Genomic DNA, 13,810 nt, shown 5'->3' with positions numbered 1-13,810 from the left:
TTCTGTTGACAAAATTTTTAACGTAACCATATTAAAGCTCCAACAAAATTTAGAAAGGCTAAAAAGGTGGCTGGGGCTTTATCAAACCTAGAAAATATACGCCTAAAATGTTTGATTTTACCAAAGAAACATTCAATTAAATGGCGTTCTTTATAAATATGTTTATCATATTCACGTTGTACTTTACGATTAGATTTTGGTGGTATAACAACCTCACACCCCTTATTTTCTAGGCTTTCTACAAACGCACTACTATCATATCCTTTATCACCTATCACCGTCGTATTCTGAACATCTTTAGTAAGATTTTCAGCCTGAGTGATATCATTTCTTTGCCCAGCAGTTAGTATAAACTTCAGTGGGTTCCCCAATGCATCAACGAGGGCATGAATTTTAGTACTAAAACCACCTTTGCTTCTACCTAAAGCTGCTTCCTCTTGATTACCTTTAATATATCCAGATGAGCAAGCATGTGCTCTTACAATAGTTGCATCAATCATCATTGATTCAATATCTACATCTACTTTAACATGATCCATTAAAGCTTCCCATATACCTTTGTCAACCCATCTCTTAAATCTGCGATAAACACTGTACCAACAACCATAATAATCAGGCAGAAGACGCCATTGACAACCTGTTCTAGCAATAAACCATATTGCTTCAATAAACTGTCTTATTTTTTCCTCATTCTTGTTGTGTATAGCTTTTTTTTTCTTGAAAAATGATAAAATTGCTTCCCATGCTTGGTCTTCTATGTAATACTTCATATCGGTAGTTTCTTGGTTTCGATAACTAGAAACTACCATTTCTTCTTACTATTGCAACTTCTTTATTCTACTCTGATAACTTAACATAAAATTTTGTCAACAGAACCTAGATAAAATTAACAATATTTGCTATAATAACTTTAACTTAAAACTTACAAAATTGATATTATGGGAATGAGCTTCAGTCACTTATTAGTGATCTTATTAATTATCTTAGTATTGTTTGGTGCTGGTAAATTGCCTCAAGTAATGTCAGATCTTGCTAAAGGTCTTAAAGCTTTTAAGGAAGGAATAAAAGATGATAAGAAGAAAGATGAATAACGTTAATGACATTGCCTAAAAACAGTTGATAAGATGTCCAAAGATTTAAAAAGATAATAATAGACCTCTTGCAAAACTCGCGTATATACAAGGATTTGAAGGAGACGCTTCACCTCGAACCGCAGCGTACTCAAATGTCATATCTTTGCCCACAAGTTGCAAGAGGGAGAAAATAGTGTAATAATATCAACTAAGGAAATCATAAAGTTGGTATTGGTATGAATAAATGGATAGAAAGTGAAGTAGAATGTGTAGATTTGTGAGATGAGAGATTAAACACACGGTTCAAGAAAATTTGATCGCAATTTTCTGATATAGTCAATTGATGGGAAGTTGGTGACGTTGTCACTCGTCGCTCGCCTGTGACTTATAGGCGTTGCTCCATCGCTCCTGCTACCCAATTCTCCTGAATTGACTATAATTCATTAAAAACTTATGGGTAAAGATATGATGCTAGAGTACGCTGCGGTTCGAGGTGAAGCGTCTCCTTCAAATTCCTCAGCATAAGTGAGTTGTGCAAGCGGGCTATTTTTACAATGGGTATACTCAAACAATTTGGGGAAAGCAAAAAACTCATAATCTAATAAATCAAATTTTAAACTTTTACAAGTGAAATTATTTAAGTCAAATGAAATTATATAGTTAACTCAATTAGCTATACTTCCGTCTATTAACAAGGAGCTATCTAAAACATTAATGGGTTAGCTAATAGTTGTAAGATGGCAAATATAGAATCTATAATTTAAAATACTATACAAACAGTATAAGAACTCTATTCCCTTTTGATCTATTATGCTCTATAATGCAAATCAAAAAATATATTAAAGGTTTTTGATGTCTGCTATTCGCAATATTGCCATTATCGCTCACGTTGATCATGGTAAAACCACTCTAGTTGATAATATGCTCAAGCAAAGTGGGACTTTCCGAGCAAACCAGGAAGTAGCAGAACGTGCTATGGATTCAAATGATTTGGAACGTGAACGTGGTATAACCATTTTAGCTAAATGCACCTCCCTGATGTGGAAAGATATCCGTATCAATATAGTTGATACTCCTGGTCACGCTGATTTTGGTGGTGAGGTAGAACGTATTCTTACTATGGTAGATGGAGTCATATTACTAGTTGATTCTTCTGAAGGCACAATGCCTCAGACAAAATTTGTGTTGTCAAAAGCTCTGAAACTTGGTTTAAAACCAATTGTTGTTATCAATAAAATTGATCGTCCTGATAGAAGAGTAAGTGAAGTAGTCGATGAAGTATTCGAATTATTTATGGCATTAGAGGCAAATGATGAACAATTAGATTTTCCTATTATATATGCTTCAGGACGTAGCGGTTGGGCATCGCGTCACTTAGACGATGAGCAAAAAGACCTTGCTCCACTTTTTGATTTGATAGTATCTCATGTGCCTACTCCTATCGCTGATAGCGAAGATCCTTTTTCTATGCTTGTTACCACTAGAGAATATAACCCATATTTTGGTCGTGTACTTACTGGTCGTATCCATAGTGGGACAATTAAGACTAACCAAAATGTTAAAGTGCTTAATTGTGATAATATGGCAATTGAAAATGCTCGAATAAGTAAAATACTCTCATTTCGGGGACTAGAACGTGTAGCTGTTGATGTTGCATATGCTGGAGATATTATTGCCATTGCTGGAATTCAGGATGCTACTGTAGCGGATACGATATGTACCCCTGAAATAACTGTAGCACTGCCATCCTTACCTATAGACCCACCAACATTATCTATGACCTTTGGGGTAAATGATTCTCCTCTTGCTGGACGAGAGGGTTCAAAGCTTACAGCAAGAGTTCTGGGTGATAGATTAATGCGAGAGATTGAAAGTAACGTAGCTATACGGGTCAGCCAAACTGAAGAAAAAGATGCTTTTCAAGTTGCAGGTCGTGGTGAGCTACAATTAGGAATATTAATCGAGACTATGAGACGTGAAGGTTTTGAGCTATCAATCAGCAGACCATGCGTATTATTCAAAGAAGATGAACAGGGGAAGAGATTAGAACCAATTGAAGAAATCCAAGTTGATGTTGATGATGATTTTGTTGGAGTTGTGGTTAAATCACTTGCCATACGTAAAGCAGAAATGACTGATATGCGTCCATCTGGCAGCGGTAAAACTAGAGTAACATTTTTAGGACCATCACGTGGTCTGATTGGCTATCACGGTCAATTCTTAACTGAAACTCGGGGTACCGGTGTTATGAACCGTGTTTTCCATAGCTATGCTCCCTATAAAGGAGCTATTGAAGGAAGGCGTAATGGAGTGTTAATTTCTAATGGAGATGGTGAAGCTGTTGCCTATGCTCTATGGAATCTTGAAGATCGTGGAAAAATGTTTATAAACCCTAATGAACTAGTATATCAGGGAATGATTATAGGAGAACATAATCGGGATAATGATCTAGAGGTCAACCCTCTAAAAGCCAAGCAATTGTCAAATGTTAGGGCTTCGGGTAAGGATGAAGCTATGAGGCTTATCCCACCAACCATTATGACATTAGAACAATCTATCAGCTATATCGAAAGTGATGAAAGGGTAGAAGTTACTCCTAAATCAATTAGACTTCGTAAGGCAATGTTGAATCCTAACGACCGGAAGAGATCGGAACGACGCGAGGGCTAACTTTTTGGGGTCATCTTGAAAATGATTGGGAATGGATTGCTTCGTCGGCTTACGCTTCCTCGCAATGATAATTGTAGTACATAATACGTCATTGCGAGACCATGTAATGGTCGAAAATTCATTTCTAATTGAATTTATTTCAGGATGACTCGAATTTTGTAAGAATAGCATGTTCTTTAGTAATTACTGGAAAAAATTGTTTGTTAAAAGGAAATAACTCTAATGTTTTATTGTTAACAAACTCAATTTCAATGATATCACCTGCATTAAAATTAAAGATATTGGTAATTTTTCCGATAACGACTAAATTGCTATCTAGCACTAATAAACCTCTTAAATCTTCAATGTAAAATTCGTCTTCACTTAATGTAGGAAAATCTGACCTATGACAAAAAATCTTACATCCTTTTAATTCTTCAGCGGAGGTTCTATTATTCACTTGGTTAAATCTACATATTATATCACCTTTAGAATTTTGACTAAGTAGTTTAAGAATAATTTTTTCTCCTAATTCATCAACTAAATTCATTTTAATGATATTAGTATTTGGCATAGTAAAAGATTTTACTATAACATTGCCCTTTATTCCTTGTGCTGATAGTACTACACCAACAAAAATTAAACCTTCTTTTATAGACATTATTTGAGTACACCTAATTCATTAAGAGAAACCATTTTTTCTTTTTAGGATAATTTCCAGATGCTTTCTCTAATTTTTCAAAATGCAATATGCCAAAACTATATCCAATCATGATTGGAATTGTAATAACCAGCAATCCATAATTACCTAAATATTCTGTTAAATAAATAAGCCCAAAAGATGTGATAATATACATTACCGTACGTGATATAGCATGTATAAAAGCACAATAAGTAAAACGTTTAAAGATAGGGAAATATTTGTAAAAAATTGGTGTGGCTGGAATGGTACGAGGTTCAAAAAGCACCATAAATGATTGGAGTAAAAAAATATCAAAAGGGGTTCTAACATTATCTAATAAGTATGGATAAATCAAAACAAAAATCCAGAAAATTACTAGTTTAATTTTTAAAATCACTATAGGATATATATAATAACTTAAATATATTAATGGTAAGATTCCTAATATTTCTACCACTGAGACGAAGAAATTTTGATGAATGACTTGCTCAGTTGTATAACCAAAATTACTTCTAAGAATTTCTCCACAATGAATAAATATTAAATAAAAATATACCGGCACAGCACATCTTATAAAAAAAAGAGATAAGGCTGTGATTTTATTAACTTTCTTTGTCCAAATAGGATCATTTTTTAGTATATCTTGTGCTTCATTAATGTCTACAAAAATTCTTTTCATTCGACGTTTTGCATCAACAAATTCTGGTGTTTCTCGTAGAGTTGTCCTATCTACTGAACCAATTAACGCAACTGATGTACCAAACCAAAAAACATAACGCCAATTGCAATTGTAATAGATAGTAATAGATGCAATTCCCAAAGCAAATGTTCCCCCTAATACAGATAAGAAAACCAATAGTGATATAACTGAATATTGTTGTGATGATTTTATAGTTTCGGTCAAATATAGTTCTGCCCCTACTATTTCTACCATGGAAGTAATACCTTGCATAATACGACATATTGATAAAATCACAGTAGCAGTGGTACCTATTTCAGCATAAGTTGGTAAATTAGCAATGATAAGACAAGAAATTGCCATCATAAAAGTGGTGATAATAACGGTTGCTTTACGTCCTATATTATCACCAATCCATCCAAAAACTAATCCTCCTATAGGTCGCAATAAATATGTGGAACAAAGAGTAAAAGCTAAAAGTAATTGTGCTGCATGTGGATCATATTTTGGAAAAAAAAGTTCATTAAGAACTACCGCCATATGTATATATACCATCAGATCAAAATATTCTAAGAATGTACCGATTGAGAGTAACAAAACGGCCTTTTTTTGTTTTTTAGTTAGATTGCTTTGAATATGCGACCCTTCTTCTTGTATCAATCTGCCCATTTTTGCTTTTATATTCTCCCTATTCACTAAGTAGCTCACCTTACGAACCCCGTGGCAATTTAAAAATTACAGAAAAGTACAAAACGTCTATTAGTAAGATCACGCAAATAGGTCGTGGTAATCCACACTCATTAGATTGCTTAGTCGTCACCAAAGTGGCTCTTTGCTAATAGATAGAAGTATAGCTAATCGGGTTAGTTATATACTCGAATGATTTGAAGAATTGGCTCCGCAAAACTTCGGGGTATTCGCATGCTCATGTACTAAATGTACACTCCGCTCGCTCACCTCTTGTTTTACGTTCCAATTCTCCAGATCATTCGAGTATACCTCCTAACTTTGAACAAGTTTTTTTTTGTTTTTTACTTTAAGATTTGTTGCAACTTTAGTTGACTTTATTTTTCTGCTATATGTTTTTGATGGTACCGTTATCTTTGCTATCAATTTATTAGCCATTGTCTTATTATTGCTCGGTTTATCAAAATGCGTATCTAATAGTTTTACCATTTGCAAATTTCTAGACTCAGCAGATCTGCCACCAGTGACAATAGCAACCAATGATTTGTTTTTTCTAGTTGCAGCAGTAATCAAGTTATAGCCAGCTGGAGTGGTATAGCCAGTTTTTAACCCTTCAACTCCTTCATAAGTTTCATTCACTTTATTATGCCCTCGTATAGTTTTACCTCTAAAAACAAAGTTATTTCTAGAAAAATAACTATAATATTTAGGAAAATCTCGCTTAATAGCTATAGATAATTTAGCAAGATCCCGAGCGGTAGTTTTTTGACAAGGATGATGCCATCCAGAAGCATTTTTAAAATAAGTATCTCTCATACCAAGCTGATGGGCCCGAATAGTCATCAACCGAGCAAATTTTTCCTCACTACCTTTAATATTTTCAGCTACGACCATAGCTGCATCGTTTGCAGATTTAACAATTAGGGCTAAAATAGCCTCTCTTACAGTAATAGATTCTTTTGCTCTAAGTCCTAGCTTACAGGGCAACATTCTCTCTGCGTTTTTTGAAACATATAATTTTTGGTTCATTGATAATCTGCCAGATTCTACTGCTTCAAATAATAAATACAAGGTCATTAGTTTTGTCAATGAAGCCGGATATATTTTAGTAGTAGAATTTTTATCATGCAAGATTCTACCAGTATTGTAATCTACAACAAGACTTGTCTGAGTTGGCAAAGATACCGGTTTTTTTGCAGCATAAGCAGGACATGAACTTATACTAAATGTTATTATACAGGAAAAAAATAGCAATAGTTGTAATCGCATTAGCATAATTATATGGTTTAAAAATCTTCTTGTTAAGATATAGTCAATTGATGAGAAGTTGGTGACGTCGTCACTCGTCGCTCGCCTATTACTTATAGGCGTCGCTCCATCGCTCCTAGCATCAACTTCTCCTGAATTGACTATAGAATAATATTACTAGTCGGCAAGGTTAAAATTATTGTTTTGTAACTGTGGATTTTTTTTGTTCTCTAAAGCCTTTGTTAATTCAGTTTCATCTAACGTTTTTATAGGGTCTAATATAGTACCTGATGTTTTTATTTTAAGATTTATAGGAGTATTTTGATTACTAGAGTCATTTAAATTAAGTTTTGAGTCTGCTATATAGAAAGATAATATTGAAGATAATGTCATGTCCCAATTATATACATTTACAGCTAATGATGCAGACCCGCTAGTATATTTCGTATTAAATACTACACCTTTTATTGTAGCTATGCCATTTTTTAACTGAATGTTGCCACGCAAACTATCTAATTCAGTTTGCCCTTGATACATAGCATGGGCTAAATCTTCTTTTAAATATTTAAGATTATAATCTTTATTATTAACTTTTTCTATAAATGAATCAATGGAAAAATTACTAATCTTAGCATTTTTTATGACAAACTCTGATTGAGTGCTAAGCTCATATAACAATTTTTTTAAACTATCACCATTAGTGGCGAGTGTTCCATTGATACTCATTCCCCCGTAATTGTTTAGTAACCCTTTTGGAAAAATATTAGATAATTGAGCTAAATCAATAGAATTTAGGGCATAAACAAAGTTAAGAGTATATGGATCTAATAAAATATTACCTTCTGCTGCTAATTTACCAGAAAGTAAATTTGCTTCAAGGTTACTGATCTTAAATAGGGCATTGTTATTTGCTAAAGCAAATTTAATATTTTGTAATACTAGATCATTCTGCGTTATTTTTGATAACATGCCATCTAATTTTAACTCTATTTTTTCTAAATCAAATTCATTTAGTAATTTATTTCGTAGATTAAGTAAAGATTCAGCAGTTAAATAGTTAACATTAAGAGAACCATCATTTATTGTAACTTCTAATTGTGGTTTAATATTATTTGCTAACAAATTGGCACTAAGATTGATGTAATCACTATTGGTTCTTATATCAAGATTACTAATTTCAATATTACCTGGCGAAATATTTGCTAATATATATGCTTTCCCAAATGAACTATCTCCCATAAGTATATCATTGATCGTGATATCAAAATTACCTAAATAATTAACTGTTCTAATGGGAATATATTTAGCTAAGTATGATTCATCTTTCATATTTTCTGACAAACTTTTGGCAAATTTTACCAATGGTGAAATTATTGGATAATCCTCTCTATTTAAATCTATCGAGGAAAAGTCAAGAATAGCTATAAAATGCGGCATAGAACCAATAAATCTAGCCGTAATATTACCGGTAACTTTAGTATTCTCAGTTTTTAGCATAAGATTTTGTAAATATACATCTATTAAAGTTAGTTTTAAATCTGAGGATAAAATAAAAGCTGTAGGCTTTTTACTAACTGCCTGTTGATAACCTAAAGTATTCAATACAGAATTAAGGTCATTATGTTGCAAGTAAATTGTGCCGTCAAATATACTTCTTACTGAGTTTTGAGTTACATTACCTACAAATTGAAAATTTCCTCCGGATTTTATTGTACCAGAAAAATCATTAACCACTAATACCCCTTTGTCTAAATTAAGCAAAATTTTAGTATTATTTAATACCTCATCGTTATTTAATATTATTTGATCAACTAAAATATTGGTGATAATTGATTTATTCTCAAAGAGAAACCTTAACCCAAAAATTGAATTGCTAAATTGTTTAATATTATTTGATGAGGTAATCAGTGATTTTGCATCTATCTTAGGAAAATGTAATTTTATTATACTAGTAACATCATCACTTTTATTCAAATATATTGAACCATTACCTGCTAGTGAATTAGAATCTATAATTATATTTTCTAGCTTAAGTAATTGGGGAGTAGGTAAAATATCAAATTTTATATTTATCTTTTCATTCGGATTAAATCTTCTAAACAAAGAATCTAAATCTGGTATAAGAATATGTAATATATCAGCTAAATGTTGTATTAGATATTCTGCTTTGCCATTTATCAGTTTAGAGTCTATATAGGTTTCTAACAGGTGAAAATTATAATCACTATTAGCGATAGTAAGGTCAAGATTTATTTGATTAGCATTTCTTTCAAAGAATCCGTATAATTTTCCTACATACCCCCCATTTCCCTTGAATGAAATTTTACTAGAAACAGGGTTGTTTTTAAATAGAGAGCAGTTATTTAAAGTAAGAATAGGTTGGTTATCTTTATTTAAAATAGTCAGATTTTTAACATCAAAATTTATATCTATTATACCATTTATTATCAATGAACTAACTATCCTATCATGGTTTATAATGTCAAAATCCTGCTCATCTGAATATATTGTGGCATTATTTATGGTTACAGCACTAATTTTTGGTCTAAGAATTAATAATGACCACGGAGCAAAGTAAATTTTTATATTTTCTAATTCTAGCCTGCCATCTTCTTTTATACGATCAATAGTCAAATAAGGTCTAGGAAATTTAGTTATTTTTATGTTTTTTAGATTTTGAGGAGAAATTTTTAATTCATTGACAAAACTGTTACTGACAGAATTATAGTCAACAAAGTTTACAGCAACTAATATAGAGCATATTAACAATGAAATAGCAATGATAGTAGATATAATTATTTTTCTTATCATAAAAGATTATCCAATATCCAATATTACTAGGAGGTTGTCGAAAATAGTTCAAAATATAATTAACCTGAATTAGATATAACAATTTATTACAAATTCGGTTATATCTATAAATATAACAGATTTTTTTAATCCACTAATAGCTGTTTTCACTATTTTTGCGGTATTGCTTATTTTTTATTCATCATAAGATGATAACAAAAAAATTCGTGAACGATCACTAAATATGTTCCCAGAACTTTGGTTTGCTTTCTGATCATGATTTTTGTCTCTTGGCTATATATATTCCACTTGAGATTATTATTATTGCTCCAACAATTGAGAAAATATCTGGTATTTCTTGCCAAATAACTATACTTAAAATTAAAGAAAATAAAACACTGCTATAAGCTAAAATACTCGTTTCTGTAACTAAACCAATTTCTAATCCTTTATTTAATAATATTTGGTGTAAAAGCATCAACAGAGCATTGATTGATAACAAGACCCAGTCATTTAAAGAAACTTGTGTTATAGCAAAATTCATTAAAAAAGGTAACATACTAAGAGAAGCTATCCCAAAATAATATACTAATACTCTATCTGAATTTTCTGTTTTTAGTAAATTTTTTATTGATATGAGAGTTAGTGCCATAAATATTCCACTAAATAATCCAAAAATTGCTCCCAAATTTATAATTTCTCTTGATGGTTTTAATATTAATAAGCACCCAATAAAGCCAATTATCGCTAAAAATAATAGTTCTTTGTTAATAGATTTATCAATAAAAATGCCAGTTATTAGTAACACCCAAAGTGGAGAAAGATTTGTAAGTACACTGACATTAAAAAGAGACAAGTAATTTACTGACGAAAACATGCAATACCAATATCCTATGCCTAATAATCCCCTGCTAATTAATGCCCAATAATGTTGCGACACTATTAATCTACCATGAGACTTTATAACTTTTGGTAAAAAATAGATAGTACAAAGAAAAAATTGTGAAAATACCACTAAAGAAATAGGAACACTGTTGTTAAGGGATTTTATTATACTGGCTTTCATTGCTCCAAGTCCAAATGCACTTAAAATATATAATGTTGCTTTCATGAGTTTATACTTTGGTTAGTTTATTAAAACTTTGTTGCACATCAGTAAGTAAAAATTTATAAGGTATTATGCTATACATAAGCGTCATTGCGAGAACTGGAGAAGCACGACGAAGCAATCCAAAAACATACGCTAATAATATCTTTGTATAAATTGGGTTGCTTCATCGCCACTAAAGTGGCTCCTCGCAATGACTCTTAGAACTCAGCTTTTTCCCTCAAATTGATACGTATACAGAATTACACTTTTATGATAGAATAAAAAATGTAAGATGCTATGGTAAAAATTCCCTTTAATTGTTTACAATAGTTATTCTATATTTTTACTACCCTGATCATCAAGACCTTTGGTGCCATCCAACTTTGCATTAACTAAAGATATTTTACTAACAAAAGCTCTGATAAAATTAACATTTGTTAAATCAGTATCATTAAAGTTTGTATTATAAAGTTTAGCGGATTCTAAATTGCTACCAATAAGCGACGATTTACTGAAATCTGCATTACTTAGATTTGCCATAGTTAGATTAGTATTTTGCAATATACAATTCTGGATTATAGCATTAGATAAATCAACTCCTTTAAGAACAGAACCTGAGAAAATAGTTTGGTTAAATACCAGACCTGACAAATTTAAACCTTGTAAATTGATATTTGATAAGTCTTTCACCTGTTCTAAATCTTTTACAGAATATATAGTGTTTACTGACTTAAACTTATAAAAGTCCTGACTATTTAATACAATATTTCTATTGAAATCTGAATTAATAAAATCAGCATCTTTATATCTCACGTTACTTAATTGAGAATTTATGGTTGGTGAACTATCAAAAATGACTTCTGATAAATCTGAATTTATGATAGCTATCTGATAAAAATGGCTATCAACAAATTTTATCCCATTTAAAACAGTATTTTGTATCAGTGCTTTAGTAAAATTTACCGTATTAAATTTAGTAGCAGAGAAATTAGAGTTTATTAATTCACTATTGGTTAAATCAGAGTTAATAATAGTTGCTTGCTTGACATAGCTATTATTCAATGATACGCTGGTAAGATTGCTATTCTCAATATGAGCATTAGCGATATTAATTTTATTTAACTTGAGCAAAATGCTATGGCAGTTCTTTATTGATAGCTCCTTTATAATAGCATCATTAAAATGAGCATTATCCATCACACTATTTTGAATTTGTACTTGATTCAATTGCACATTATTCAAATTGGTATTTTTTAAATTACAATTCTCAATAATTGCATTGGCAAAATCTGCAGATTGAAAGGAAGAGAAAGAAAATAACGAGTTAGTAAGCTTTATATTTTTTAATTGAGCTTGATTAATAATAGCATGAGTAAAATCTGAATTGCTAATCACCGCTCCAGTAAAGTCCACCCCAGTTAGATCCACAGATTCACAATAACAATTAGTCATATTGAGGTAATTAGCTAATATTTGCCGTAAATCTGTACCATAAAAAATAGAATTTGAGATAACTGCTTTTTTAAAACTACCTTTTGCTAAATTACTTTTTTGAAAATTAGAATTACTGATCATAGCCTCATCAAATACAGCTCTAGTAAGATTTGCATTTTCAAAATTAATATTTTCTAAATTAGCTTTGACAAAGTCAGTGTCCTCAAGATTTGATTGAATAAGATTACTATTTCTAAAATGAGTATTCTCAAACATCGATGCTTGAAAATCTGCACCATAAGCTGATATATTTTTTAATATAGTATTAGAAAGATCACTTTCTTGAATTATAGATTTTGTTAAAATTGCATTCTCAAAATTTGTTCCTGAGAAATCTACCCGTGATATTTCACAGAAACTTAAATCAACACCAGAAAGATCCTCATTTATCAGTTTAACACCTACTAGTTTTAAGCCTCTAAGATTTGCACCAAATTTATTTTTAATATTTACTGGTACCTTATTTTTATTTTGCTCTGCTATATAATTTCTAATAATGAGACTTTGACTATTAGATAACAAACCATCTGCATCTCTTGAAGAATCTGAACATCCGGTAAGAACTAAAAGCAAAGTTACAATAAAGAATTTTACACCGCCATGCGATATTACAGGTTCCTGTCTACGTGATATAGAGGTAACCGTCATTGCGAGAAGCAGCAAAACTGCGACGAAGCAATCCAGATTATTTATTGTGCTACAAGTTTTCCTAGATTGCTTTGTCGTTACTAAAGTGCCTCCTCGCAATGACCTTGTTATTTGAATCATAAAATAGTATTCTTTCTGCCTTTTACATAAGAATATGTAGAAGAAAATATTAGCATCTTTACTAAGCCACTCGGTATAAATATTATAAATCCACTATAAATAGCTTGTTTAATTCCTATAAATGTTGCTAACCAACTAACTCCCAAAAAGTAAATTATAAGATGTCCTATAAGACAAGTACAAAATATACTCAAATAACGTGAGTATGTTCCAGTAAATCTTTCAGAAAACTTACTGTTAAGTATACTCATCACAGGAGTAGCGATTAAATATCCTATCAGATAACCACCTCTTGCACCAAACAAAATATGTAAACCACTTGATAGCTCTGCAAACATTGGTAGCCCTGCCACGCCAATTGTAATATAAGCTAAAACCGTAGCAAAACTAAGTCTTGGGCTATAAGTAACAGCAATAATACAAATCACCACAGTTTGCATGGATATCGGCACTGGTTGGAGAGGAATAACGATTTGTGAGCCAGCAAATAGAGCGGCTACCCCCAGCATTACTTTAGCAATTACAAGATAGTTATTAGCTATGATAGTTGGTAAAGTTGTTTTATTCATAATTGTCATAAAAATCCTCGTCATTAAATTTATTACTAGGAATATGTAAATTGAGTAATTTCAATTTACGATGTAATGCTG

General features: G+C 31.4%; 10 protein-coding genes. 2 read left to right on the top strand and 8 right to left on the bottom strand.

Annotated features, from left to right (window positions below):
• Positions 1-17: 17 nt before the first annotated feature.
• Positions 18-770 (bottom strand): IS5 family transposase, encoded by a 753-nt coding sequence (locus ACFELY_RS01030; RefSeq protein ID WP_375334093.1) that lies wholly within the window; start codon positions 768-770, stop codon positions 18-20.
• Between the two features lie 168 nt (positions 771-938).
• On the opposite strand from ACFELY_RS01030, the gene ACFELY_RS01025 reads away from it, so the two are divergent.
• Positions 939-1,091: a Sec-independent protein translocase subunit TatA gene (locus tag ACFELY_RS01025; RefSeq protein ID WP_341749841.1), complete on the top strand. Its 153-nt coding sequence runs from the start codon at positions 939-941 to the stop codon at positions 1,089-1,091.
• Positions 1,092-1,925: 834 nt separating this feature from the next.
• Positions 1,926-3,743 carry a translational GTPase TypA gene (typA, locus tag ACFELY_RS01015; protein ID WP_375333391.1) on the top strand — a complete coding sequence of 606 codons (1,818 nt, stop codon included), beginning with the start codon at positions 1,926-1,928 and terminating at the stop codon, positions 3,741-3,743.
• 139 nt (positions 3,744-3,882) lie between these two features.
• Here the strand turns inward: typA and rimM are convergent, their stop codons facing one another.
• The 7 genes from rimM to ACFELY_RS00975 all read right to left on the bottom strand — a co-directional run bounded on the left by rimM (position 3,883) and on the right by ACFELY_RS00975 (position 13,738).
• Positions 3,883-4,383, bottom strand: a complete 501-nt coding sequence (gene rimM / locus ACFELY_RS01010; protein WP_375330352.1) for a ribosome maturation factor RimM — start codon at positions 4,381-4,383, stop codon at positions 3,883-3,885.
• 13 nt (positions 4,384-4,396) lie between these two features.
• Positions 4,397-5,752, bottom strand: a complete 1,356-nt coding sequence (locus tag ACFELY_RS01005) for an MFS transporter (protein ID WP_375333390.1) — start codon at positions 5,750-5,752, stop codon at positions 4,397-4,399.
• Between the two features lie 333 nt (positions 5,753-6,085).
• Positions 6,086-7,045, bottom strand: coding sequence for a D-alanyl-D-alanine carboxypeptidase family protein (locus ACFELY_RS01000; RefSeq protein WP_375333389.1), 960 nt, complete (start codon positions 7,043-7,045; stop codon positions 6,086-6,088).
• A gap of 150 nt (positions 7,046-7,195) precedes the next feature.
• Entirely contained in the window at positions 7,196-9,829 is a 2,634-nt protein-coding gene (locus ACFELY_RS00990) for an AsmA-like C-terminal region-containing protein (RefSeq protein WP_375333388.1), read from the bottom strand.
• 253 nt (positions 9,830-10,082) lie between these two features.
• Positions 10,083-10,919, bottom strand: a complete 837-nt coding sequence (locus ACFELY_RS00985) for a DMT family transporter (protein WP_375333387.1) — start codon at positions 10,917-10,919, stop codon at positions 10,083-10,085.
• 309 nt (positions 10,920-11,228) lie between these two features.
• Positions 11,229-13,040, bottom strand: a complete 1,812-nt coding sequence (locus ACFELY_RS00980) for a pentapeptide repeat-containing protein (RefSeq protein ID WP_375333386.1) — start codon at positions 13,038-13,040, stop codon at positions 11,229-11,231.
• Between the two features lie 116 nt (positions 13,041-13,156).
• Positions 13,157-13,738, bottom strand: a complete 582-nt coding sequence (locus ACFELY_RS00975; protein ID WP_375333385.1) for a biotin transporter BioY — start codon at positions 13,736-13,738, stop codon at positions 13,157-13,159.
• Positions 13,739-13,810 lie beyond the last annotated feature (72 nt).

It is taken from the genome of Candidatus Tisiphia endosymbiont of Xenochironomus xenolabis (assembly GCF_964264705.1).
Lineage (GTDB): Bacteria > Pseudomonadota > Alphaproteobacteria > Rickettsiales > Rickettsiaceae > Tisiphia.
Note: the sequence above shows the minus strand (reverse complement) of the source record. Positions and strands in the feature narration are given on the sequence as shown.

What these genes read in the sequence shown, in the direction of transcription:
- ACFELY_RS00990 (WP_375333388.1), bottom strand. Translation starts at nt 9,829, where the DNA reads ATGATAAGAAAAATAATTATATCTACTATCATTGCTATTTCATTGTTA.
- ACFELY_RS00980 (WP_375333386.1), bottom strand. Translation starts at nt 13,040, where the DNA reads ATGACGGTTACCTCTATATCACGTAGACAGGAACCTGTAATATCGCAT.
- typA (WP_375333391.1), top strand. Translation starts at nt 1,926, where the DNA reads ATGTCTGCTATTCGCAATATTGCCATTATCGCTCACGTTGATCATGGT.
- ACFELY_RS01000 (WP_375333389.1), bottom strand. Translation starts at nt 7,045, where the DNA reads ATGCTAATGCGATTACAACTATTGCTATTTTTTTCCTGTATAATAACA.
- ACFELY_RS01025 (WP_341749841.1), top strand. Translation starts at nt 939, where the DNA reads ATGGGAATGAGCTTCAGTCACTTATTAGTGATCTTATTAATTATCTTA.
- rimM (WP_375330352.1), bottom strand. Translation starts at nt 4,383, where the DNA reads ATGTCTATAAAAGAAGGTTTAATTTTTGTTGGTGTAGTACTATCAGCA.
- ACFELY_RS00975 (WP_375333385.1), bottom strand. Translation starts at nt 13,738, where the DNA reads ATGACAATTATGAATAAAACAACTTTACCAACTATCATAGCTAATAAC.
- ACFELY_RS00985 (WP_375333387.1), bottom strand. Translation starts at nt 10,919, where the DNA reads ATGAAAGCAACATTATATATTTTAAGTGCATTTGGACTTGGAGCAATG.
- ACFELY_RS01005 (WP_375333390.1), bottom strand. Translation starts at nt 5,752, where the DNA reads ATGGGCAGATTGATACAAGAAGAAGGGTCGCATATTCAAAGCAATCTA.
- ACFELY_RS01030 (WP_375334093.1), bottom strand. Translation starts at nt 770, where the DNA reads ATGAAGTATTACATAGAAGACCAAGCATGGGAAGCAATTTTATCATTT.